This is a genomic window from Sphingomonas sp. URHD0057 (genome assembly GCF_000620665.1).
GTDB lineage: Bacteria > Pseudomonadota > Alphaproteobacteria > Sphingomonadales > Sphingomonadaceae > Sphingomicrobium.
On record NZ_JIAU01000006.1, the window covers coordinates 49,255 to 71,900 of the forward strand.

Below are 22,646 nucleotides of genomic sequence, written 5' to 3' on the forward strand. Positions count from 1 at the left end.
AAAAATGCTTGATTTCTAACAACCCCCTCGTCAATCGGGCTTGGGGAGCCGCGGGAGGGATCATGCGAAAACTTGTGATTTTTTCGGCAGTGTTCGTTCCTTTGATGGCTTCCGCGCCTGCAAACGCGTCGTGGTTCGAGGCCAAGTCCGCTCACTTCGTTATTTACGCCGATGAAGCGCCCACGCCGCTCGAAGCCTTCGCGACCCGTCTCGAGAAGTTTGACAAGGCCGTTCGAATCCTTCGGGAAATGGACGACCCTCCGCTGGGCGATGGTGGCCGGGTCACGGTATACGTGCTCCCGTCGACCGACGCCGTATCTAAGCTCGCGGTCGGTAAGCGGAGCCCAATCGCCGGCTTCTACATCCCGCGCGCTTCGGGCTCGGTTGCGTTCGTGCCGAAGAAGTCGGGATCGGGGCAAATCTGGGATCTCGATGCCGATACCGTCTTTTTTCACGAATATTCTCACCATCTGCAGCTGCAGAATACCGACGCGGCGCTGCCGCCCTGGCTGATCGAAGGCTTCGCCGAATTCTACAGTACTGCGGATTTTCAGCGCGACGGCTCGGTTCGCCTGGGCACGCCCGCAAACCACCGCGTGGCGGGACTCTATCTGCTTCCGAAGCCAGCAATGGAAGTACTCCTGGGCGGCGGGATGAAAAAACCGACCGGTGAGCAGCTCGAGGCTTTTTACGGCTGGTCGTGGGTGCTGACCCATTACTTGACCTTCGCGCCGGAAAGGAAAGGCCAGCTGTCCCGCTATGCCGAAGCGATACGCCGTGGCGACGATTTGATGAAGGCGGCCACGGACGCGTTCGGAGACCTGAAGCAACTCAATCAGGATACTGACCGCTACCTTCACGTGAACCGCTTCAGATATCTTCAGGTCAACGACCCAGAGCTAAATAGGACCACTGTTTCCGTGCGGCCTCTGCGTGCCGGCGAGGCCGCCCTCATGCCCGCGCGAATTCGCTCGACCCGGGGAGTCGACAAGAAGGCGGCCCCCGAGATTGCGGCGCAAATCCGTGCGACCGCAGCTACTTATCCCACTGACCCCGTCGTGCAGCGCGCGCTGGCAGAGGCGGAGTTCGACGTCCATAATTATCCGGCATCGGAACAGGCTGCCGAGCGTGCGTTGGCAATCGATCCCAAGTTCGAAGAGGCCCTAATCTACAAAGGCCGCGCCGAGATGGAGCTGGCCGCATCGAACCCGAAGGCGGACTGGACTGCCATTCGCGACAACTTCCTGAAGGCCAATCGCCTCGAAACGGAGGATGCAGAACCGCTGATGCTCTATTACGAGAGCTTCGGCCGCGCAGGCGTTCGGCCACCGGTGAACGCCAGTGAAGGCTTGCTTTACGCACTGGTGCTGGCTCCTCAGGACAAGTCGCTGAGGATGATGGCCGTCGAGCAGTTGATCGAAGATGGCAAATTCGCGGAAGCCAAGAATACGCTGGGTCCGGTTGCCTTCGATCCTCACTCCAGCGGCGGCCGGGACCAGGCTCGCAAGATCATGAATGCGCTGGCTGCAAAGGATGCGAAATCCGCACTGGCGGCGCTGTCGGCGCCTGCGCCAGATGACGACGACACAGGGGAATGAACGAGTAGCGCTATCCCTGCATCCACATCGGCCGCTTGAGCTCGCCGCGCCGGATCGCCAGCCACAGCAGCCACAGGCCGAACAGCGTCGCGATGACCATGGCGATGAGCGACGCCTCGAGCCCGAAGCCGTTGCCGGTGAGGAGCGGATTGCAGCACAGCCGCGCGTCGACGACGCCGTGGACCGGCATGCCCGACACTGGAATGTCGTAGATCTCGCCCTGAGTGAAGTTCCACGCGGCGTGGATCCCCATCGGCAGCCACAAGCTGCGGGTCAGCATGTAGGCGGCGCCGAGCATCACGCCGGCCTCGACCGCGATGCCGATGGCGGCGATCGAACTTGCATTGGGGTTGAGGAGATGACTGGCCCCGAAGAACGCCGAGGTCAGGAACAGCGCGAGCCAGCTGCCGCCGAACTCTTCGAGCCACCGGAACAGTACGCCGCGAAACAGCATCTCCTCAGAAAGTGCGGGGAACAGCGCCGAGCCCAGTAGCGCGGCAACCATCCCGCTCGTGTCACCGGGCCCGACAATCCGATAAACGCCGAGTGCGGCTGCGACCGCCACCACCACTGAAAACAGCAACCCGCCAGCGGCCAGGCCGGCGACCCCGCGCTGAACCGCCTTGGGGTCGCGCAAATCATTGCGTGGATGTCGGCCAAGCTTCGCGATGACGAAGACGTAAAGCAGGACAAGGATCGGCATCGCGACCAGGTAGAAGCCGGTCAGATAGTTCACCGGCCCGGCGGCCTTGCCGGGGATCGCGAACTTGGCGATCGCGCCGGCGACGGTCAGCCCAATCAGGATAACGAGAACGCCGATGACCATGCTCACCAGCGGAAAATCGACGATCCGCCGCCACAGGCTTCGTTGCTTCATGCTTGCCCTCCGTTGCGCCCGTTTGAGCGGAACGCGAGGGCGCCCGCAACCGCCTAATCGACCAGCGGCAGCTCCGGCGACGCGGAGAGGTGGCCTTCGACGGCCAGCAAATGACGCTTGCGGTCGAGGCCTCCGGCATAGCCGCCGAGCGTGCCGTCGCTGCGGATCACGCGATGGCAGGGAATGAGCACCGCGACGTGGTTGTCGCCATTGGCCGTGCCGACCGCGCGAACCGCCGTGGGCTGGCCGATGGCGGCCGCGATCTCGGCATAGCTGCGTGTCTCGCCGAGCGGAATCTTGCGCAGCTCGCGCCAAACCTTCTCCTGGAAGGCGGTACCGGCGACATCGATCGGCAGCTCGGGGGCGGCATTCGGGTGCTCGATCGCGGCAAGCGCGCCCTCGACCAACTCGCGCATGCCGCCATCATCCTGGACGATGGTGGCGTTGGGAAAATGGCGCGCCAGCGACGCTTCGCTGTCGTCGAACGTCAGCCGGCAGATGCCTTTCGAGGTCGATGCGATCAGCATCGTCCCCAGCGGGCTGTCGAAGGTTGTCCAGCGGATCGTCTCCCCGCGCCCGCCATCGCGCCATGCCGACGGAGTCATGCCGAGCCGCTCCTTCGCGTCGCTGTAAAAGCCGCTCGGGCCGGAATAGCCGGCGTCATAGATGGCATCGGTCACTCGATCATTCTCCTTGAGAGCGGATTGCGCGCGGAGCATGCGCAGCGCCCGCGAATATTCGGCCGGCGAAACGCCAAGGTCGCGCTTGAACAGCCGCTGGAAGTGGTGCGGCGCGTAGCCGACGGCTGCGGCCACCTCGTCGAGCGTCGGCGCTTCTTCCGCCGCCTCGATCAGCTTGACCGCTTGGGCGACCGCCTCGCGGTCGCGGCCGACCTCGTCCGGCTTGCAGCGCAGGCAGGGGCGGAAACCCGCCGCGCGAGCTTCCTCGCCACTGGCGAAGAACTGGACATTCTCCCGCTTGGGACGACGCGCCGGGCAGCTCGGCTTGCAATAGATGCCGGTCGTTTTGACCGCGCCGATGACCCGTCCGTCCCAGGCGCGGTCGCGGCGCATGAAGGCGGCCCAGGCGGTCTCGGGATCGAGGCGCGCGACGTTGCTCACGGCTTCTGATCTAGGCGCGTGGATGGTCTGTGCAAGCGTTGCCATGGTTATGCCCTTTCGATCTTGGCCGAGAAGCAGCCGCGCGTCGCATTGTGGGCGTGGATGGTCTCGATCGCCGGGTCGCCGAACAGCTTGCGGATGCCGGCGTCCGCCTCGCCCGGCTGGGTGAGGATCGCGTCGGCCATCATGCCGTCGGCATCGAACCCGCGCAGCGACAGCACGCGGGTTTCGAACACCGGCGGGATCGCATCGACGAATTCGGCGGCTTCTTCCGCGCTTTCGGCAACGAAGATCGCGTGACTGGCGCGATAGGGGTTCGCGACGTCGTGACTGACGTGGTTCACGAGCAACACGCTCTCGCCGATGTCGCGATCGGTGAGGCTCACCCGGCACGGAAAGCTCGGCTTGGCCGTAACCATCATCCGGACGATGCCGCGTTTCGCCAGCTCCTCGTCGGAGAGGCCGAACAGCGCTTGATAGGGGACGGGGTCCAATCCGGTGATTCGGTAGGTCATGGCGTGGTTGTACCGGTCGCCAACATTTCACGCTTCCTGCGTCTTGCGTTCAAAGTTAGGGGTTCACTGATGACCCTCAGCTTCCATGTCGGCGACCTCGAAAGCTTCGACGTCCAGGCGCTGCTCGATTTCCATTGCGCTCAGATGCACGCGATCTCGCCTCCCGACGCTTGCCGCGTGCTTCCGGCGGTCGGCCTGCGCGACCCATCCGTGACCTTCTGGTCGGCGCGCGAGGACGGCGAGCTGGTCGGCGTTGGCGCCCTTAAAGAATTGGCGTCCGACCACGGCGAGCTCAAATCGATGCGGACCGCCCCCGCCGCTCTCGGCCGCGGGGTCGGCCGGGCCGTCCTCCGCCACATCGTCGCCGAGGCGCGTGACCGCGGTTACGCTCGCCTCAGCCTCGAGACCGGCAACACCGAGCCCTTCACCCCTGCCCTTCGTCTCTACGAAAGCGAAGGCTTCCAGCCGTGGGGACGGTTCGGCGACTACCACGACATCCCGTTCAGCAGCTTTTTGTCGCGCCGGTTGTAGCCGAACCGACCATCGCCTTGCATCACCGCCGACCCCTTGCTAGGGGCCGCGCATCCCATGGGGGCGTGCCGGGGCAACCCGTTCCTGCGCCCCGTTTTTTCATGGGGCAAAATTCCAGTTCTGGAGCTTTTCGCGCGTGGAGACATCCAGCGGCATTCGGGCCAGCTTAGCGGGGCGCTACGCGTCCGCGCTGTTCGACCTTGCGCGCGAGCAGCGCCAGATCGACGCCGTCGGCCGCAGCCTCGATGCGCTTGGCTCGGCGCTCGTCGATTCAAAGGAATTTGCGCAGCTGACGGCAAGCCCGCTGATCGGCCGTCAGCAAGCGGGCAAGGCGTTTGCCGCGCTAGGCGCCAAGCTTTCGCTTGATCCGATCACTGCCAACTTCCTCGGCGTCCTCGCCCGCAATGGCCGCAAGAGCGAGCTCCGCTCGATCATCCGGGCTTACGGACGCCTCGCCGCCGACCACCGCGGCGAGACCATTGCCGAGGTCGTCACCGCCTACCCGCTCAAGGACGACCAGGTCGCCGCTCTGAAGCAGCAGCTGCGCGCTCGCGCCGGCCGCGACGTCACGCTCGAAGCCTCGGTCGACCCCGCCGTCCTCGGCGGCATCGTCGTCAAGCTGGGCAGCCAGATGATCGATTCCTCGATCCGCACCAAACTCAACCGTCTCGCATCCGCGATGAAAGGCTAAGCTAAACCATGGATATCCGCGCCGCTGAAATCTCCCGCGTCATCCGCGACCAGATCGCGAATTTCTCGGCCGACGCAGAGGTCTCCGAAGTCGGCACCGTGCTGTCCGTCGGCGACGGCATCGCGCGCATCTACGGGCTCGACAATGTCCAGGCGGGCGAGATGGTCGAGTTCGCCAACGGCACCAAGGGCATGGCCCTGAACCTCGAGGCCGACAATGTCGGCGTCGTCATCTTCGGCTCGGACGCGGAGATTTCGGAAGGCTCGACGGTCAAGCGCACCGGCACCATCGTCGACGTTCCGATCGGCAAGGCGCTGCTCGGCCGCGTCGTCGACGCGCTCGGCAACCCGATCGACGGCAAGGGCCCGATCGAGACGACCGAGCGCCGCCGCGTCGAGGTCAAGGCGCCCGGCATCATCCCGCGCAAGTCGGTGCACGAGCCGGTCCAGACCGGCCTCAAGGCGCTCGATGCACTGGTTCCGATCGGCCGCGGCCAGCGCGAGCTGATCATCGGCGACCGCCAGACCGGCAAGACCGCCGTCGCGCTCGACACCTTCATCAACCAGAAGGAAATCAACAAGTCGGGCAAGGAGAGCGAGAAGCTCTACTGCATCTATGTCGCGATCGGCCAGAAGCGCTCGACCGTCGCCCAGATCGTCCGCGCGCTCGAAGAGAATGGCGCGATGGAATATACCATCGTCGTCGCCGCGACCGCCTCGGAACCGGCGCCGTTGCAGTTCCTCGCGCCCTACACTGGCTGCGCGATGGGCGAATATTTCCGCGACAACGGAATGCACGCCGTGATCGTCTATGACGACTTGTCCAAGCAGGCCGTCGCCTATCGCCAGATGTCGCTGCTTCTGCGCCGCCCGCCCGGCCGCGAAGCCTATCCGGGCGACGTTTTCTACCTTCACAGCCGTTTGCTCGAGCGCGCAGCGAAGATGAACGAGGACAACGGCGGCGGATCGCTGACCGCGCTGCCGATCATCGAGACCCAGGCCGGCGACGTCTCGGCCTATATTCCGACCAACGTCATCTCGATCACCGACGGCCAGATCTTCCTCGAGACCGACCTGTTCTATCAGGGCGTTCGCCCGGCGATTAACGTCGGCTTGTCGGTCAGCCGCGTCGGCTCGGCCGCGCAGACCAAGGCGATGAAGAAGGTCGCCGGTTCGATCAAGCTGGAGCTAGCCCAGTATCGCGAAATGGCGGCGTTCGCGCAGTTCGGCTCCGACCTCGACGCTTCGACCCAGAAGCTGCTCGCCCGCGGCGCGCGGCTGACCGAACTGCTCAAGCAGGGACAGTATCAGCCGATGCCGGTCGAAGAGCAGGTCGCGTCGATCTACGCCGGAACCCAGGGCTTCCTCGACACCGTCGGCACCAAGGACGTCGTCCGCTACGAAGCAGCGATGCTGAGCTTCCTCCGCTCGGAAAAGCCAGACGTTCTGAAGGCGATCCGCGACACCAAGGCGCTCGACGACGACACCGCTAAGGGGCTCAAGGACGCGCTGACCGAATTCGGGAAGACCTTCGCGTAAATGGCGTCACTCAAGGCCCTCAAGCTCCGCATCGGCTCAGTCAAGTCGACGCAGAAGATCACCAAGGCGCTGAACATGGTCGCGGCGTCGAAGCTTCGCCGCGCTCAGCAGAATGCGGTCGCCGCGCGACCCTATTCGGCGCGCATGATCGAGGTCGTGGGCTCGCTCGCAGCCAAAATCACTCCGGGTCCGCAGAGTCCCAAGCTGATGGTCGGCACCGGGAAAGACGACACCCACCTAATCATGGTCGCGACCGGCGATCGCGGGCTCGCGGGAGCGTTCAACAGCAACATCGTTCGCGCCGCACGGCGCAAAGCCGACGAGCTGACCGCCCAGGGCAAGACGGTGCTGTTCTACATCGTCGGCCGCAAGGGCCGTCCGGTCCTCCAGCGCTTCTATCCCAAGCAGATCATCGCGCAGTTCGACACCACCGAGATCAAGGCGCCGAGCTATGCCGACGCCCAAGCGATCGCCAAGGACATCATCGACCGTTACACGACCGATGGCATCGACGTCGTCCACCTCGCTTACGCCAACTTCCGCTCGACGTTGGTCCAGGAGCCGACGGTCGACCAGATCATCCCGGTCCCGCCGCGCGCGGACGAAGAAGAAGCGAGCGGTCCCGCTTCGCTCGCCGCGATCGAATATGAGCCGGACGAAGAGGACATCCTCAACGACCTCATCCCGCGCGCGATTGCGGTGCAGGTCTATCGCGCGCTGCTCGAGAACCAGGCCGGCTTCTACGGCAGCCAAATGACCGCGATGGACAATGCGACCCGCAATGCCGGCGACATGATCAACAAGCTGTCGATCCAGTACAACCGAACCCGTCAGGCCGTGATCACCACCGAGCTCATCGAAATCATCTCGGGCGCCGAGGCGCTCTAACGAACTTGAACGCAAGGAAGACAGACATGGCCACCGCCGCCGACACGAAGCCCAAAGCCAGAAAAGCCGCGCCCAAGGCTGCTCCCCCAGCGACGCCCAAGGCGACGGCGCAGACGACCAACCTCGTCGGCCGCGTCTCGCAGGTGATCGGCGCGGTCGTCGACGTCGCGTTCGAAGGCGACCTGCCGCCGATCCTCTCGGCGCTGGTTACCGACAATGGCGGCAACAAGCTCGTGCTCGAGGTCGCGCAGCACCTCGGCGAGAACGTCGTTCGCACCATCGCGATGGACTCGACCGACGGCCTCACCCGCGGCCAGACCGTCAACGCCACCGGCTCGCAGATCCGCGTGCCGGTCGGCCCGAAGACGCTCGGCCGCATCATGAACGTGATCGGCGAGCCGATTGACGAGCGCGGCCCGATCGGCAGCGACCTGTTCGCCCCGATCCACGCGGAAGCTCCCCCCTTCGTCGACCAGTCGACCGAAGCCGCGATCCTGGTCACCGGGATCAAGGTTATCGACCTGCTCGCGCCTTACGCGCGCGGCGGCAAGATCGGCCTGTTCGGCGGCGCCGGAGTCGGCAAGACCGTGCTCATCCAGGAGCTGATCAACAACATCGCCAAGGGTCACGGCGGCGTTTCGGTGTTCGCCGGCGTCGGCGAGCGCACCCGCGAAGGCAATGACCTCTATCACGAGTTCCTCGACGCGGGCGTCATCGCCAAGGACAAGGACGGCAACCCGACGCCCGAAGGCTCGAAGGTCGCATTGGTGTTCGGCCAGATGAACGAGCCGCCGGGAGCCCGCGCTCGCGTCGCTCTGTCCGGTCTCACCCAGGCGGAATATTTCCGCGACGTCGAGGGCCAGGACGTCCTGTTCTTCGTCGACAACATCTTCCGCTTCACCCAGGCCGGTTCGGAAGTGTCGGCGCTCTTGGGCCGCATCCCCTCCGCCGTGGGCTACCAACCGACGCTGGCGACCGACATGGGCACGCTCCAGGAACGTATCACATCGACCAACAAGGGGTCGATCACTTCGGTTCAGGCGATCTACGTGCCCGCCGACGACTTGACCGACCCGGCTCCGGCGACCTCGTTCGCCCACTTGGACGCAACGACCACGCTCAACCGCGCGATCTCCGAGCTCGGCATCTATCCAGCGGTCGATCCGCTCGATTCGACCAGCCGCGTGCTGACTCCCGCGGTCGTCGGGCAGGAGCATTACGAAACTGCCCGCGCGGTTCAGGAGACTCTGCAGCGCTACAAGAGCCTGCAGGACATCATCGCCATTCTCGGCATGGACGAGCTGTCGGAAGAGGATAAGCTCACCGTCAGCCGCGCGCGCAAGATCCAGCGCTTCCTTTCGCAGCCGTTCCACGTCGCCGAAGTGTTCACCGGAATCCCCGGCAAGTTCGTCCAGGTCGAGGACACGGTGCGCTCGTTCAAGGCGGTGGTGAACGGCGAATACGACCACCTTCCGGAAGCGGCCTTCTACATGGTCGGCGGCATCGACGAAGCCGTCGCCAAGGCCGAGAAGATGGCTCACGAGGCCTAAGTGGCGGACGTCCTTCGCCTCGAAGACTGCGTCAACGAGCGCTGCCCTTGGTCGGGAGACCCGGTCAGTGCCGATAGCCTGACGCTCTACAAGGGCCAGGTCGTCGGCTTCTGTAACACCGGCTGCCGCGACAAGTTCGAGGCGGCGACCGGCGCATTCGACGCCAAATTGAAGGCAAGGACTGATGGCCGATCTGCATTTTGAGCTGGTGACTCCGGACCGGCTGGTGATGGCGGACGACGTCTACATGGTCGTCGTTCCCGGCACCGAGGGCGATTCCGGCATCATGGCCGGCCACGCGCCCTACATGACCACGCTCCGCAACGCCGAGATCGCGGTTTACCGCACCGCGGGCGGGCAGCCCGAGCGAATCCTCGTGACCGGCGGCTTCGCGGAGGTTGGCGACAAGGGCCTGACCGTGCTCGCCGAGAGCGCCGGCGAATAGGTTTTGGTAGTAGGCCCCGACCGCGTGCCGCCGCGGCGTCTAATTTTGAAGGTTAGTCATTCTTTAGGCATCTGTCGTTAATTCTCCGCGCGGATTTCCAGTAAGCGAGTGGCAAACGGCATGAGCGCATTCGGTAAGCGTGGCGGGATCAGCGGCGGGCGGCCAAGCTTCGGCGTTGCCAAGCCGATGAAGGGCGGGCCCGCGGGCTCGTCGGCCCCGCTTGAGGGCGGCGACCAGTTCCCGCCGATCGATGACCTCGCAGTTCCCGAGGACGCGATGGAGACGCCGAGCGGCTCCACGGGCGGCGCGATGGATCGGCTCACGGCGCGCCAGAACGCCAGCGGCGAGCAAGGCAGCAGCAAGTCGGAAGGCTTCGAGGCCTCGGTTCACCGGATCAAGGAACAGGTCCTCCCTCGCCTGCTCGAACGCGTCGACCCGGAAGCGGCCGCCACGCTCAGCAAGGACGAGCTGGCCGAGGAATTCCGTCCGATCATTTCCGAGGTCCTGACCGAGCTCAAAATCAACCTCAACCGTCGCGAGCAGTTCGCGCTCGAAAAGGTGCTGGTCGACGAGCTGCTTGGTCTCGGCCCGCTGGAAGAGCTGCTCGCCGACCCGGCGGTCAGCGACATCATGGTCAACGGCCCCGAGCAATGTTACATCGAGCGCAAGGGCAAGCTCGAGATCGCGTCGATCCAGTTTCGCGACGAGGAGCATCTGTTCCAGATCGCCCAGCGTATCGTCAACAAGGTCGGCCGCCGCATCGACCAGACCACCCCGCTGTGCGACGCTCGCCTTCAGGACGGCAGCCGCGTCAACGTGATCGTCCCACCGCTGTCGCTGCGCGGCACCGCCATTTCAATTCGTAAGTTCTCCGAGAAGCCGATCACCCTCGACATGATGAAGGGCTTCGGCTCGATGTCGGACAAGATGGCGACCGTGCTCAAGATCGCCGGCGCGTCGCGCATGAACGTGATTATCTCGGGCGGTACCGGCTCGGGCAAGACGACCATGCTCAACGCTTTGTCGAAGATGATCGACCCGGGCGAGCGCGTCATCACGATCGAGGACGCCGCCGAGCTTCGGCTGCAGCAGCCGCACTGGCTGCCGCTCGAAACCCGGCCGGCGAACCTCGAGGGCCAGGGCGCGATCAGCATCCGCGACCTCGTCATCAACGCTTTGCGCATGCGCCCCGATCGCATCATCCTCGGCGAGATTCGCGGCCAGGAGTGTTTCGACCTGCTGGCGGCGATGAACACCGGCCACGACGGATCATGCGCTACGCTTCACTCCAACTCCCCGCGCGAGTGCCTCGCGCGTATGGAAAACATGGTGATGATGTCGGACATCAAGATCCCGAAGGAGGCGATCAGCCGCCAGATCGCGGACTCGGTCGACCTCATCATCCAGGTCAAGCGCCTTCGGGACGGTTCGCGCCGCACCACCAACATCACCGAGGTGATCGGCATGGAAGGCGACGTGATCGTCACCCAGGAACTGTTCAAGTTCGAATATCTCGACGAAAGCGCCGACGGGAAGATCATCGGCGAGTATCGGTCGATGGGCCTTCGTCCCTACACGCTGGAGAAAGCGAAGATGTTTGGCTTCGACCAACCCTATCTCGAGGCCTGCCTCTAGGCTTTCCGCGACGATGCCGCGAGAATCGTCAGCGGCCGCCGATCGGCAACATGACCACCAGACGATTGCGCCCGTCCGCATAGTCGTGCTCGAGATGCGTGCTCCACGCCTTCACGAGCTTTAAGCCAGCCCCCGCGCCGGCAGCCTGGGACGGACCTTGGACAATCGAAGACGTCGGATCGAAGCGCTTCCCGGGCGCCCTTAATGCCAGGCGCACTTCGTCCGCAGTGACCGACAGCTCGAGTTCGAAAACCTCGTCGGGCGCCAATTCCCCATGGTCGTAGAGGTTCGTCACCAGTTCCTCGACCACGATCGCCAGGCGCGACCTGGTCGCGTGGTCGATCCCGGCAGCGTCGGCGAACGCATGTGCCTCGGCAACCGAGTCATGCACGGCCCCCGGCCCCGAGAGGGCGAAAGTTAACGGCTTTTGACTTGATTCGCGCCCCGCCACGTCCTTGGGTATGACATGAACGCAATTGGGGTGGGAGATAGACGATGATTGGCCGGTCGCTTTTCCTGGTTTCATGCATCGCGCTGGTCGCCTCGCCAGCCTTCGCCGAGATCGCTCGGGTCAAGTCCAGCAGCGGCGCGGCAAGCGTACAGCGCGGCGCGAACCAGATCCCCGCCAAGACGGGCCAGGACCTCAACGCCGGCGATTGGCTCGTTACCGGCAAGGACGGCCGCATCAGCCTGACGTTCGTCGACAATACCCGCTTCGCGGTCGGCCCCAACAGCCGCATCTCGGTCAGCAAGTTCGAATATGAGAAGACCAGGCAGCAGGGCACCTTCCTCACCCAGGTCGATCGCGGCTCGCTCGCCGTCGTATCGGGCAAGATCGCCAAGTCGGGGCACGATGCGATGAAGGTGCGAACGCCCAACTCGCTGCTGGGCGTGCGCGGGACGCGGTTCCTCGTCGAGGTCCCCAAGTGAGGCGTGCGGGCTTCGCGGCCTGCTTGCTGATTTCCCTCGCGGGTTGCGCGCATTCCTCGATGGTCCTCCTGCCCGACGAGGATGGCGGGCACGGCCAGGTCGCCATTTTGGAATCCGGCGGCAAGGCGGGCGAGACGATCGTCGGCGAAGCGAATAGCCGGGCGACGCTCGGCGGGGCGGTGCCTTCCATTCGGCCGGTCGGCGCGCTCAAGCCGGCGGAAGCGGCGCTGGTCAGCGACCTGCCCCCGCCGCCGAAGAGCTTCACGCTCTATTTTCTCCAGGGCGGGACCGAGATGACCCCGGACTCCACTCCGGTCGTCGAGGACATCCGGGCCGAGATCGCCAAGCGGCCCGGCGCCGAGGTTCAAGTGACCGGGCACACGGACACGGTGGGCAGCGACGAAGACAATGACGCTTTGTCGCAGAAGCGCGCCGAGGAGATTCTCAATCTCCTCGCAAGCAAGGGCTTCGAGCGGTCGATCATGAGCGCGGTCGGGCGCGGCGAACGCGAATTGAGAGTGCCGACCGCCGACAATGTCGGCAGTCCGGTCAACCGGCGCGTCGAAGTGATCGTTCGTTAGCCCGCGTCCGGGCCCAGGTAACGAAGCGCCATCACCGTCAAATCGTCGGTCGGCTCGATGCCCCCCTCGAACGCGCGCACCGAGTCCCGTAGCCTCTCGCACAATTCCGCCGCGCTTGCGGTCTTGCGGCTCGCCTCCGCGACGACGTACTCGCGTCCGTAAAGCGCGTCGGCGCGGTCCTGCGCTTCGGTGATCCCGTCGGTCACCAACAGCAGCGTATCTCCGGCTGACAGGCTGAGCTCCTCGACGGGATAGGAAAAATCCACCAGCCCAAGCGGGGGGCCGCCGTCCAGGCGATGGGTTTCGGCCCTGCCGTCGGCGGACAGGATGATCGGGTCCTCATGCCCCGCGCACACCAGCGACACGGCGCCGCTGCGAAGATCGATGATGCCGATGATCATGGTGACGCTGAGGGCCTCGGCGCCGCCGCGAAGCAGCTCCTCGTTGACGCTCGCGACCGCGCCGCCGAGGTCGGCATTCTGGCGGCTGAGCACGAATGAGGTCAGCGCTTTCGACATGGCCATGAACAGCGCCGCGGGCACACCCTTGCCCGTCACGTCGCCGATCAGGAAGCCGACGCGATCACGGTCGAGCCGCGCAAGGTCGTACAGATCGCCGCCGACCAGCCGCGCCGGCTCAAGCAGCGCATCGGCATCGAGGCGCGGATCGACCGCGGCGAGCGCCGAGCGTGGCGGCACCATGCTCATCTGGATCTCACGCGCCGCCTCGAGCTCGCCTTCCGTCCTGGCCGCCGCCATTTGCCCCTGGAGCAGCGCCTCGCGGAGCTTTTCCCGATCGCGCCGGGAGTCGGCGAACAAGCCGATCACCACGCCGGCGAGCGCGGCGGCGCCGATCTCCAGTGGCCGCGCGGCGTCGATAAGCAGCGACAGGCGATCGAAGGCGAGCCAGCTCGCGATGGGTATCGCAACGAAGGCCGTGGCAAGCGCGACTCTGGGCGCTCTCCCGCCCCACGCGGCGGCAAGCGCGAGCAAGGCGAGGGCGATCGCTACCGCCCATTCGACCGCGTCCGCCCATAGCGGTCGGGACAGCCATCCGCCGCCAAGAATCGAATCGACCGCCTCGGCCTGAACGACCACACCGAAATTTTCCGCCGCCAAGGGGGTCGAGACGATATCGGCGGTGCCCTCCGCCGCAAGTCCAACCAGGACGATCTTGCCCCGGAAGTAATCGTCCGGAAGCGCGTGCTGGAGGACATCGGCGGCCGACACGATATTCCGATTGGGGAAGGCGCCGAACCGGAAGGCCATCCGGCCTCGCGCATCGATCGGGATCCGACGCCCCGCGAGACCGAGCTGGTTGGGTGACAATCGAACACCCTCGGCGTCGAGGGCGAGGCGGGCCAGCTCCAGCGCCAATCCAGGCATTGGCCGGCCGGCGACCCGCATCACCAGCGGAACGCCGCGAACCGTGCCGTCGGAATCCGGCGGACCGTTGACCAGCCCATGGCCCAGCGCGACGTCTTCCAGCTCCGGGATGGCCGTGATCGCGGCCGGCCAAGAGTCGATCCGCCGCGGCAGGGCGCCGGTGATTTGCGCGTCGACCGCCAGCGCTTTGCCGTCGCGGACACCTTCCGAGGCACCGGCCCGGGCAATGACCACAGGCGCCTGGCCGAGGACTTGGCCGAACAGCTGGTCCATTGACGGCAGGGCCGAGACCTCGCTTGCGGCACTGACGCTGAGCTCTGGATAGAGTTTGGCGAACAGCTCGGGCTTCACCCGGTCCGGCTCGGGGAACAGCACGTCGAAACCGATGACCTTTGCGCCCTGCTTGGCGATGTCCTCCGTCAGCCGCGCCAGATAGTAGCGCGGCCACGGCCACGGCCCGACCAATGTCAGGCTTTCGCCGTCGATCAGCACGACGCGAACGTTCGGGGCCGTGATCGGCCGCGGGCTGAGCCTCTGCCAGCCGTCGAATAGCATCCGCCGCGTCTGGTGCCCGGTCGCTAGCGAAATCAGCAATGCGAGAACGACCATCGCCGCCCAGGCGGGCCAGACCCGGCTGCCGCGGCGCTTGGGCCTAGATGGCGACTTCAAGTCCGTCATAGGCGCACAGCACCTCGAGCGGCGGGCCGTCGCGAGTCAGCGTCTCGTAACGGATGCTGTCATCGTGCAGCCGCTGGATGACATCGTCATCATGCAGCGGATCGTGGTGGAACAGTGCCAGACGCTTGGCCCGCGCCTGATGGCAGAGGTCGATCGCGACGACGTTGCTAGAATGGCCCCAATGCTCCTTCGTCGAGCTGGTCTCGGCGAGCGAATACATGGTGTCGCAAATGACCAGGTCGGCGTCCTCAAAGAAGCGGACGAACGCCGCCTCCTTGTCCATGTCGTCGATATTGTGCTCGCTGTCGGTACTGTAGACGATTGCGCGCCCGGCGCGATCCTGGAAGCGATAGCCGAAACTCCCACCCGGATGATGCTGGGCCATCGTCGCCACGCGGAGGCCGTCGATCTCAACCTCCTCGCCGGGTTGCAGGGTAACGAAGCGAATGTTGGCCCCGAGGCGGTCGAACGAAACCGGAAAGAAGGTCTCGTCCTGCTGCCGGCGGAGCGCCTGCTCGGCCTCCTCATGGCAGGAATGGATCACGATCTCGGATTCGGGATCGTAGGCGGGCTGGAATGACGGGAAGCCGATGATGTGATCCAGATGCAGGTGGGAAAGGAAGAAATTGTATTTCCTCGGCCGCCCGTACCGGCTCCGCCGCACTGCATCGCGGCCGACTTCCTGGAGCCCGCTCCCCATGTCGCAGATAAAATAGGCTTGCTCGCCGCAATCCAGCTCGACGCAGCTGGTCGCACCGCCATAGGTCGCGGCGGCGGCGAAATAGAGTTCCTCGTCGATGAACCGCGCCGCCTCGTCGCGATTGGCAAGGCTCCGACCGCTGGCCGCCATCAGGACGTTGACGATCTTGCTTCGGACCTGGCCGGCGGTGGCGGAAACCGGAAGCGTTCCGCGCGTCCCCCAGAAACGTACGGCGATCGGGTCGCCACTCCTTGGGTCGGTCAAGCGCCGGTCCCCGGAACCGCATCATCGACCGGAAACAGCTTGTCGTATCGGCTGATCGCGAGGATCTCGCGCATCACGTCGTTCGGCGCGGCAAGCCGGATCGCGACGTCGACCGCCCTGGCCTGCTGCCGCGCGACCGTCAGTGCCCGCAGGCCGCGCGACGACATATAATCGACCCGCGAGAGATCGACGATCAGCGTGTCGAGCGCCTCGCGCGATGCCCGCAGCACGCCCGTCGCAAGGTGATTGTCGAAGTCCTTCCAGGTGGCTTCGTCCACGCGCCCGACGGGACCGACGATCAGCGCGTCACCCGAGCGAAGGTATGTGGCCTCCATGATCGCCCTCCCCTGCGGATGATACTGCGCCGGCTTCCGGCATGGCAATGGGTCGAGGGGGTCATGCGAATTTGCTGTCGCGCCGCCGGCCGACCATCAGCCCGGCCTCCAGATGCGCGCACAGCGCGGCATAATAATCGGACAGGAAACCGTAGTCGTCGCCGTCGTCGACAATATCGCCCTTCGCCCGAATCATCCGCGCGACGGTCGCGATTGCGTCGGGGTTCTCCTTGCGCAGGACGTCTTCAAGGGTCTGCAGCTCGTATACGCCGTACAGTTCCAGCGCGGCCTTGGAGAATGTTCGCCTCGCCCGGACGGCGCTTCCGACCAGGTCCTCGGACAATCCACCTTTTTCGGCCTGCACCACCCAGGTCCCGGCGACGAGGTCGCCAACGCGCAGCCGGTCGCGGTTGAACAGCGGGAAGAACAGGAAGATGCCGCTCCACACCAGAGCAAAGATGATGAGAAAGGTGTCCGCGGTTCCCTCGCCGACTTGATCGCCGAGAAAGGACAGCGGCAGGAACACCTCGATCTCGCGCATGGCATTGCGGGCGATCACGGCGGACCCGGTAAGCCGGGCACCGTCGCGCGCCACGACCCGCAGCCCGAGCAACCGCTTGCCCGGAGTCGCGCCGCGGCCGCCCATCTCGAACAGCGAGAACCAGCCGTTGCGGAGAATGAAGAAGCCGATCAGCCAGATCGCGACGATGATTTGAGCGGCGATCGAGCCGCTCTTCCCGCCCAGGCTCGCGCCGAACAAATAGAGCAGGCCGAGCGTCGCCACGACCAGCACGACCACCATGATGATCAGGTCGATGATGAAGGCGGCCGCCCTGCTTCCCGCCGAGCCAAGCTCAAGGCGCAGGTCGACGCCCTCCGGCGTGATGAACGTACGCCGAAGGCTTTTCGGCGTGGTCGCCCTAGTCGCCACGGGCCTGCCTCGCCGAGGGCAGCGCGTAGAAATAGGCGAGCCAGCCGAGGAGGACGGCCCCGCCGATCAGCATCCGCAGACCGTCCGCGTTGACGGTCTGGCGGCCAATTCCCTCGAGGAGCCCGGCAACCGCGAGCATGATCACCGTCCCGCCGACCGCCGTCGCGGCGAGCCGTCCGGCGCGGACCGCCGCATCCATGCGCGATGCCGTGCCCGGAAAGGCAATCGCGAGGCCGATGCGCAGACCCGCCGCGCCAGCGATGCAGATGGCGAAAATCTCGGTGGTGCCATGAATCATCAGCCAGCCGAGCACATTGAGTCCCAAGCCTTTGCTGGCGAAGACCGCGAAGAAGGCACCGAGCGTGAGGCCGTTGTAGAGGATCAAAAGCACCGTCGGTACGCCGAAGGCGAAGCCGAGCGCGAAGGCGAAAATGGCGATCTGGCTGTTGTGGGTGAAGAGGAAGGCGGCGAACGTTGCGAGCCAGTCCTCCTGCTTCTGATAGAGCGTGTTGCGGAGGAAATCGGCGGTGGCGGACGGATCGCGTCCGTCGGCAAGGCCTTGCGGGATCATGCTGTAAAACAGGCTCGGGTCCGCGCGGACGAGGAAGTAGGCGAGGAGCGCGGCGCCACCGGTCAGCAGAACGCAGAACAGCGTCTCGCGCCAAAGGTCGCGGACGGCCTGCGGCCAGTCGCGTGCGAAGAAACCCGCGAGCTGCCGCCATACGGGCGTCTGTACGCCGTAGATCTGGAAGTAGGCCCGCGTCGACAGCCGCTCGAGATATGTGACGAGCGCGCGGTCGAGCGACGTGTCGCGGGCGACGGACAGCGATGACAAGGTGGTTCGATAAAGACCCGGAAGCGCGAGCAGGTCGTCATTGCTCAGCGAGCGGATCGACCGCTTTTCGATCCGGTTGACGATCTGCTCGAGCCGCTCCCAGTCGGCCGCATGCCCCTGCCGGAAGCGCGTCGCATTGACGAGCGGCCGCGCATCCGCCTCGCCGACCAGCGGGGCGTTCACAGCAGGTCCCTTTTCTTAAGGTCGATGTAGCTCAGCACCAGCTGATCCGAGACCTTGTCATAGTCGCTTTCGACGACGTGGACGCCGAGATGGCGAAGACGGGAGATGACTAGCCGGCGGTCCTTCAACAGCGCCGCCGCGGTGACGGCGCGAGTCACGTCGTCCGCCTTCTCGGGCGAGGCCGACGCGATTGTTTCGAGCTCTTCGTCGCGCAGCACCACGACCAGCACGAGATGGGTTTCGACCAGCCGGTGCAACGCCCGGACCATGAAGTCGGCGGAGATCGCGTCGGTGATCTCCGTGAAGAGGATGATCATCGAGCGGCGAGTCAGCCGCGACGCGAGCGAGGTCAGCGCGAATGTGTAATTGGTCTCGTCCGAGCTGTAATCGATATCGGCGGCGAGCCGCTGAAGCTCGCCGAACGCGCCGCCCCCCGAGACGAAGCCGCTCGATAGCCGGGGGCGGGAATCGAAGGCGTTGAGGGCGACGCGGTCACCGAGCTTGAGCGCGATCCAGGCGGTCAACAGCATCGCCGAAACGCATCGGTCGACCCGCGCCAGCCCAGCGACCGGCTCGCACATCTGCCGCCCGGTATCGATGGCGAAGACGATCTGACTGTTGCGCTCGGTCCGATATTGCTTGCCGAGCAACTTGGTGTGGCGCGCCGATTGCTTCCAATCGATGGTCCGGCGATCCATTCCCTGGCGGAAATCGACCAGGGCGTCGAAATCCGATCCTTCACCGCGGCTCAGCTGCAACAGCAGGCCCTCCAGGGCGAAACGCTGAAAGACCCGCGCGCCCTGCTCGTGAACCGGACGAAGGTCGGGCAGGACCGGGAAGCCCGCCCGGAGGTCCACGGTGGCTTGCCGCCAGACGAGCCCCAACGGCCCCGTCCAGCGAAGCCACAAATGCTCGACGCGGGCGGCACCGCGCCGAAGCATGGTCAGCGAGAGAAGAATCGCGCCGCGCCCGGCGTCGAGCGGCACCCTTGCCCGTCCGTCGTCCTCCATGCCGATGAGCGGCGACGAATCGAGCGACACCCACGCCGCGCGAGGCCGGCTGCCGACCTCGACCGTCACCGCGCAATCGCGGACCTCCCCGACATAGGCATGGCCGGGAAGATCGACGACAGCGGCGGCCGCGCCCGCACCGCGCAGCGCGTCGAGACCGCACATCAGGGCGATGGCAAGCGGCCAGGCGAGAGCGAGGTACCAGCGCCCCGGAGCAACCGCGGCCAAAGCGAGTGCGAGCGGCGCGCCGCCCGCCGTCGCCAGGACCGCCAGCCGCGTCGGATAGATCAACGCGGCGCCTCGATCGCTTCGATGATGCCGTGCACGATGTCCTCGACCTTGCGGCCGTTGATCTCGGCCGCGGAGGACAGGATGATGCGATGCCTCAGCAGCGCCGGAGCGAGAGTCTTCACATCGTCTGGGATGACGAAGTCGCGGCCGTCGAGCGCGGCGCGTGCCCGCGCCGCTCCCGCCAGCATGGCCCCGGCCCGAGGGCTCGCGCCCGACTGAAGCTCGGGATTCTCGCGCGTCCCGCGGATCAGGGCCGCGACATAGTCGACAATTTCCTCCACCAGCCGGATCTCTCCGACGGCATCGATGGCCGCGCTAATCCGGGCCGAATCGGCTTTTTGCTCGACGCCCCAGGCCTCGGGCTCCATGGCCGTCTTATGGGCGCCGTGCGCGCTGATGATCTTCCGCTCTTCGTCGAGCGTGGGATACCCGACCGTCTGCTTGAACAGAAAGCGGTCGAGCTGCGCCTCGGGGAGTGGGTACACACCTTGCTGCTCGATCGGGTTCTGGGTCGCGACGACCGTGAAGCGAGCGCTCAGCTGATGGCTTTCGCCGTCGATGGTGACCTGCCGCTCCTGCATTGCTTCGAGCAGCGCCGCCTGGGTCTTGGGCGGAGTGCGATTGATCTCGTCGGCCAGCAGCAGCTCGGTGAAGATCGGGCCGCGCGTGAGGCTGAAGGCGGACGTCTGGAAGTTGAACAGGTTGGCGCCAATGATGTCGGCAGGCATCAGGTCGGGAGTGAACTGGATCCGGCCAAAATCGAGACCGACGGCGCGGGCAAAGCTGTGCGCAAGCAGCGTCTTGGCGGTTCCCGGCGGTCCTTCGAGCAGGATGTGCCCGCCCGCGAACAGCGCGACCAGCATCAATTCGATGGTCGAGTCCTGGCCGACTACGGCCTTGGCGATCTCGCCCTTGACCGCTTCGGCCAGTTTTTGCACTTCGTCGACGTTCACTCCTGCACCTCCGTCAGCCAGCGATTGAGGGATTTTGCGGCGGCGACCAGCTGGCTGCGGTCGTCGGCGGAGCGCGCGGCCGCCGCCGCGGCGGCGAAGCTGCGGCGCGCGTTGAGCGCTTCGAGCCGCGTGTCCAACGTCACCTCGTCAAGCGTCGGCGGAAGCTGGAACAGCGCGACCGCGCGATCGCGGATGAGCTGAACGTAACGGCCGCCGAGCTGCGCTTCCCGGCCCGCCCGGCGGACGAGCGCCGCGCTGTTGTCGACCAGGGCGGCCTTGCCGAACGCGATCGCCCGCTCGGCCCGGTGGATCGGACCGAAGCGCACCAGCGCTTGCCAGCCGGCAAGGAGCATCGCCACGAAGATGGTCAGCGTGACCGAGAGAAACGGCGGGTCGAAGGCGAGCTTGAGCGGGCTTCGCGACCGTCCCAGGCCGTTCGCGGTGACGTCGAACAGGATCGAGCTGGCGCCAGTGCTGTTCAGCATATCGAGGAGATCGAGGGCGGCGCGCGCCTGCCGCATATCCCCCATGCCGTGATTGTTGATGAGGTCGGGATCGCTGAGCACGTACAGCGCGCTCTTGCGCACGCGCCCCAGGACGATGCGATTGTCGGACGTAACGATCATCGGCTCGATGGCCTCGCCGGACATTGTCTGGACGACGGCAGGCGCGAGGAACGCGGCGTGCATTGGGCTGCCTAGCCCGACCGCCCTCAGCCGCTGTCCACGTCCCCGCGATCGCGCGATCGCCAGCTTGATGCCCGGCGCCAGGACAGTTTCCGGATCCTGGGGATAGACGAGCTGGCGGATGCGAACCCAGCCGGGATGGGTCGGGTCCGCCACTGCGGCCCATTTCGGGAGGACCAGCAAAGTCGCCCGGGGGCCGCGAGCGGCGAGGATCCCGGAGAGGTCGGTCGAGCCGCTTTCAGGGGTGACCACGGCGAGGTCCTCGCTGCCCAAATCCTGCTCGGACCGAACGATCACCGGGTTGCGGCCGGTCTCCTGGACCAGGCGGACGAGCCCGCTGTAGCCGATTGCTCCGTTGGAAAGCGCGTGGGCGCCGCCGTTCTTTCCCGAGCGCAGGTCGGGGGCATAGGCGCCAAGGATCAACATGGCGATGAAGGCGACAACGCCGACTCCGATAATCGTCAGCATGGCGTTGCTGTTGAACGGCCCGTGCGGGCCGCGATCGGGATGCACGGGAAAGTCGCTCATGGCCGCCAGGCGGCCGCGAGCGCGAAATCGGCATAGGCATGGCGGGCCTCCAGCCAGTCGCGTTCGCCGACCGCGCGTCCGCCAAACAGGCTCCGCTCGACCAGCGCCGCGATTGAAGCGAACAAGCCGCGGGCCGTGCCGGGAATGCCGTTCGAGGCGGCCAGCTCTCGGCTGGTCAGCGCCGGCTTCACGAGCAGCGGGCGGCGGCGGGCGATATCTTCGACCGACCGGAACAGCAGGTGGTGGATCGCTTCGGCGAAGCGGCCGTCACGGGCCAGACCGTCGGCCTCCTCCAGCCACGAACGAGCCCCCGCTTCCTCGGGCCGCCACTCGTCCTGCTCCGCGATCTCGTGCGGCGCCGTCAGCCTCGGCAGGCGGAGGCGCCATACGCCATACCGAAGGCGGTTGTAGAGCGCCCACAGCAGCGCCGCGGCAGCGATCGCGACGACACTCCAAAGCAGGATTCGCGCATAGGGAGCGTCGGGGAGGAAGCTGACAATCCATTTGAAGAAGCGGCCAATCGGCGCGAACCCCTTGCCGAGCCAGTCGAAGAAAGCCGCGAGCCAGGCGGGAGGTGTCGGCGTCGGCGGCGGCGGCGCAAGGTTGAACTGCACCGACGGGTCGGCGCGAAGGGCGCGATAGGCTTGAGCGAACCGGTCGGCTCCTGCGGCGGCCGATTGAACATTGTCGCTGGTCACGCACCCCCCTTTGCGGCCCTCAAGGGATAGCTGCCGCACGGCGTGGCGCAAGCCCGCGAAAATCGCTGGACAGACGGCTCGCCATCCCGCAACTTTTGGCCCTAAATCAGGGGGATTTTTCCGATGTCGACTGCAGCGTCTGTCTACGAAGATCGCCGGATGTCGGTTGGCCGCGTGTTTCAGCGCGCCTTTTCGGCGATCGCGTTCAACCCCGTCGTGGTGCTTGGGCTGGCGCTGGTGATTGGCGCTTTACCCGGGTTGCTGATGAC

The 22,646-nt window shown here is 65.7% G+C and carries 24 protein-coding genes; 11 read left to right on the forward strand and 13 right to left on the reverse strand.

What is annotated here, in order from left to right:
- Positions 1–8 precede the first annotated feature (8 nt).
- Positions 9–1,598, forward strand: a complete 1,590-nt coding sequence (locus N539_RS0104150; protein WP_231462869.1) for a tetratricopeptide repeat protein — start codon at positions 9–11, stop codon at positions 1,596–1,598.
- A 10-nt stretch (positions 1,599–1,608) separates the two neighbouring features.
- On the opposite strand, the gene N539_RS0104155 is transcribed toward N539_RS0104150, so the two are convergent.
- The 3 genes from N539_RS0104155 to N539_RS0104165 all read right to left on the reverse strand — a co-directional run bounded on the left by N539_RS0104155 (position 1,609) and on the right by N539_RS0104165 (position 4,111).
- The gene (locus N539_RS0104155; protein WP_028969257.1) at positions 1,609–2,475 is read right to left on the reverse strand and encodes a CPBP family intramembrane glutamic endopeptidase; all 867 of its coding nucleotides are present in this window, start codon (positions 2,473–2,475) and stop codon (positions 1,609–1,611) included.
- A 53-nt stretch (positions 2,476–2,528) separates the two neighbouring features.
- Entirely contained in the window at positions 2,529–3,548 is a 1,020-nt protein-coding gene (locus tag N539_RS0104160; RefSeq protein ID WP_051531491.1) for a methylated-DNA--[protein]-cysteine S-methyltransferase, read from the reverse strand.
- A gap of 95 nt (positions 3,549–3,643) precedes the next feature.
- On the reverse strand, positions 3,644–4,111 hold the full coding sequence (locus tag N539_RS0104165) for a DUF1203 domain-containing protein (protein WP_028969259.1): 468 nt from the start codon (positions 4,109–4,111) through the stop codon (positions 3,644–3,646).
- Between the two features lie 69 nt (positions 4,112–4,180).
- Here N539_RS0104165 and N539_RS0104170 point away from each other — a divergent pair, with 69 nt between their 5' ends.
- The 8 genes from N539_RS0104170 to N539_RS0104205 all read left to right on the forward strand — a co-directional run bounded on the left by N539_RS0104170 (position 4,181) and on the right by N539_RS0104205 (position 11,389).
- Positions 4,181–4,642 carry a GNAT family N-acetyltransferase gene (locus N539_RS0104170; RefSeq protein WP_028969260.1) on the forward strand — a complete coding sequence of 154 codons (462 nt, stop codon included), beginning with the start codon at positions 4,181–4,183 and terminating at the stop codon, positions 4,640–4,642.
- A gap of 136 nt (positions 4,643–4,778) precedes the next feature.
- Positions 4,779–5,333 carry a F0F1 ATP synthase subunit delta gene (locus N539_RS0104175; protein WP_028969261.1) on the forward strand — a complete coding sequence of 185 codons (555 nt, stop codon included), beginning with the start codon at positions 4,779–4,781 and terminating at the stop codon, positions 5,331–5,333.
- A gap of 8 nt (positions 5,334–5,341) precedes the next feature.
- On the forward strand, positions 5,342–6,871 hold the full coding sequence (atpA, locus tag N539_RS0104180) for a F0F1 ATP synthase subunit alpha (RefSeq protein ID WP_028969262.1): 1,530 nt from the start codon (positions 5,342–5,344) through the stop codon (positions 6,869–6,871).
- Positions 6,872–7,759, forward strand: a complete 888-nt coding sequence (locus N539_RS0104185) for a F0F1 ATP synthase subunit gamma (RefSeq protein WP_028969263.1) — start codon at positions 6,872–6,874, stop codon at positions 7,757–7,759.
- A gap of 26 nt (positions 7,760–7,785) precedes the next feature.
- Positions 7,786–9,309, forward strand: a complete 1,524-nt coding sequence (gene atpD, locus N539_RS0104190; RefSeq protein WP_028969264.1) for a F0F1 ATP synthase subunit beta — start codon at positions 7,786–7,788, stop codon at positions 9,307–9,309.
- Positions 9,310–9,513, forward strand: coding sequence for a hypothetical protein (locus N539_RS0104195; RefSeq protein ID WP_028969265.1), 204 nt, complete (start codon positions 9,310–9,312; stop codon positions 9,511–9,513). It begins immediately after the preceding gene.
- The gene (locus N539_RS0104200; RefSeq protein ID WP_028969266.1) at positions 9,494–9,754 is read left to right on the forward strand and encodes an ATP synthase F1 subunit epsilon; all 261 of its coding nucleotides are present in this window, start codon (positions 9,494–9,496) and stop codon (positions 9,752–9,754) included. The genes N539_RS0104195 and N539_RS0104200 overlap by 20 nt, the downstream gene beginning before the upstream one ends.
- Before the next feature lie 120 nt (positions 9,755–9,874).
- Positions 9,875–11,389: a CpaF family protein gene (locus N539_RS0104205; RefSeq protein WP_028969267.1), complete on the forward strand. Its 1,515-nt coding sequence runs from the start codon at positions 9,875–9,877 to the stop codon at positions 11,387–11,389.
- Between the two features lie 28 nt (positions 11,390–11,417).
- Here the strand turns inward: N539_RS0104205 and N539_RS0104210 are convergent, their stop codons facing one another.
- Positions 11,418–11,780, reverse strand: a complete 363-nt coding sequence (locus tag N539_RS0104210; RefSeq protein WP_028969268.1) for an ATP-binding protein — start codon at positions 11,778–11,780, stop codon at positions 11,418–11,420.
- 104 nt (positions 11,781–11,884) lie between these two features.
- Here N539_RS0104210 and N539_RS0104215 point away from each other — a divergent pair, with 104 nt between their 5' ends.
- The gene (locus tag N539_RS0104215) at positions 11,885–12,319 is read left to right on the forward strand and encodes a FecR family protein (protein WP_197018337.1); all 435 of its coding nucleotides are present in this window, start codon (positions 11,885–11,887) and stop codon (positions 12,317–12,319) included.
- A 23-nt stretch (positions 12,320–12,342) separates the two neighbouring features.
- Positions 12,343–12,900, forward strand: a complete 558-nt coding sequence (locus tag N539_RS0104220; protein ID WP_028969270.1) for an OmpA family protein — start codon at positions 12,343–12,345, stop codon at positions 12,898–12,900.
- Here the strand turns inward: N539_RS0104220 and N539_RS0104225 are convergent.
- From N539_RS0104225 to N539_RS0104265, 9 genes are all read right to left on the reverse strand, one after another.
- Entirely contained in the window at positions 12,897–14,963 is a 2,067-nt protein-coding gene (locus N539_RS0104225) for a CHASE2 domain-containing protein (protein ID WP_081774186.1), read from the reverse strand. The genes N539_RS0104220 and N539_RS0104225 overlap by 4 nt on opposite strands.
- Positions 14,938–15,927: an MBL fold metallo-hydrolase gene (locus tag N539_RS0104230; protein ID WP_231462872.1), complete on the reverse strand. Its 990-nt coding sequence runs from the start codon at positions 15,925–15,927 to the stop codon at positions 14,938–14,940. The genes N539_RS0104225 and N539_RS0104230 overlap by 26 nt, the downstream gene beginning before the upstream one ends.
- Positions 15,924–16,262: an STAS domain-containing protein gene (locus N539_RS0104235; RefSeq protein WP_028969273.1), complete on the reverse strand. Its 339-nt coding sequence runs from the start codon at positions 16,260–16,262 to the stop codon at positions 15,924–15,926. The genes N539_RS0104230 and N539_RS0104235 overlap by 4 nt, the downstream gene beginning before the upstream one ends.
- A gap of 61 nt (positions 16,263–16,323) precedes the next feature.
- Positions 16,324–17,193, reverse strand: a complete 870-nt coding sequence (locus N539_RS0104240; protein WP_028969274.1) for an RDD family protein — start codon at positions 17,191–17,193, stop codon at positions 16,324–16,326.
- A complete protein-coding gene (locus N539_RS0104245; RefSeq protein ID WP_051531326.1) occupies positions 17,183–18,211 on the reverse strand; it encodes a stage II sporulation protein M in 1,029 nt (342 codons plus the stop codon). Before N539_RS0104245 ends, N539_RS0104240 begins: the two co-directional genes overlap by 11 nt.
- Entirely contained in the window at positions 18,208–19,512 is a 1,305-nt protein-coding gene (locus N539_RS0104250; protein ID WP_028969276.1) for a DUF58 domain-containing protein, read from the reverse strand. The genes N539_RS0104245 and N539_RS0104250 overlap by 4 nt, the downstream gene beginning before the upstream one ends.
- Positions 19,509–20,465 (reverse strand): AAA family ATPase, encoded by a 957-nt coding sequence (locus N539_RS0104255; RefSeq protein ID WP_028969277.1) that lies wholly within the window; start codon positions 20,463–20,465, stop codon positions 19,509–19,511. The genes N539_RS0104250 and N539_RS0104255 overlap by 4 nt, the downstream gene beginning before the upstream one ends.
- Complete coding sequence (locus tag N539_RS0104260; RefSeq protein ID WP_028969278.1) at positions 20,462–21,679, reverse strand: hypothetical protein; 1,218 nt, start codon at positions 21,677–21,679, stop codon at positions 20,462–20,464. Before N539_RS0104260 ends, N539_RS0104255 begins: the two co-directional genes overlap by 4 nt.
- Positions 21,676–22,377, reverse strand: a complete 702-nt coding sequence (locus N539_RS0104265) for a DUF4129 domain-containing protein (RefSeq protein ID WP_028969279.1) — start codon at positions 22,375–22,377, stop codon at positions 21,676–21,678. Before N539_RS0104265 ends, N539_RS0104260 begins: the two co-directional genes overlap by 4 nt.
- Positions 22,378–22,646: the final 269 nt, after the last annotated feature.

What these genes read in the sequence shown, in the direction of transcription:
- atpA (WP_028969262.1), top strand. Translation starts at nt 5,342, where the DNA reads ATGGATATCCGCGCCGCTGAAATCTCCCGCGTCATCCGCGACCAGATC.
- N539_RS0104215 (WP_197018337.1), top strand. Translation starts at nt 11,885, where the DNA reads ATGATTGGCCGGTCGCTTTTCCTGGTTTCATGCATCGCGCTGGTCGCC.
- N539_RS0104165 (WP_028969259.1), bottom strand. Translation starts at nt 4,111, where the DNA reads ATGACCTACCGAATCACCGGATTGGACCCCGTCCCCTATCAAGCGCTG.
- N539_RS0104170 (WP_028969260.1), top strand. Translation starts at nt 4,181, where the DNA reads ATGACCCTCAGCTTCCATGTCGGCGACCTCGAAAGCTTCGACGTCCAG.
- N539_RS0104200 (WP_028969266.1), top strand. Translation starts at nt 9,494, where the DNA reads ATGGCCGATCTGCATTTTGAGCTGGTGACTCCGGACCGGCTGGTGATG.
- N539_RS0104235 (WP_028969273.1), bottom strand. Translation starts at nt 16,262, where the DNA reads ATGGAGGCCACATACCTTCGCTCGGGTGACGCGCTGATCGTCGGTCCC.
- N539_RS0104260 (WP_028969278.1), bottom strand. Translation starts at nt 21,679, where the DNA reads ATGAGCGACTTTCCCGTGCATCCCGATCGCGGCCCGCACGGGCCGTTC.
- atpD (WP_028969264.1), top strand. Translation starts at nt 7,786, where the DNA reads ATGGCCACCGCCGCCGACACGAAGCCCAAAGCCAGAAAAGCCGCGCCC.
- N539_RS0104155 (WP_028969257.1), bottom strand. Translation starts at nt 2,475, where the DNA reads ATGAAGCAACGAAGCCTGTGGCGGCGGATCGTCGATTTTCCGCTGGTG.
- N539_RS0104185 (WP_028969263.1), top strand. Translation starts at nt 6,872, where the DNA reads ATGGCGTCACTCAAGGCCCTCAAGCTCCGCATCGGCTCAGTCAAGTCG.
- N539_RS0104205 (WP_028969267.1), top strand. Translation starts at nt 9,875, where the DNA reads ATGAGCGCATTCGGTAAGCGTGGCGGGATCAGCGGCGGGCGGCCAAGC.
- N539_RS0104160 (WP_051531491.1), bottom strand. Translation starts at nt 3,548, where the DNA reads ATGCGCCGCGACCGCGCCTGGGACGGACGGGTCATCGGCGCGGTCAAA.
- N539_RS0104225 (WP_081774186.1), bottom strand. Translation starts at nt 14,963, where the DNA reads ATGACGGACTTGAAGTCGCCATCTAGGCCCAAGCGCCGCGGCAGCCGG.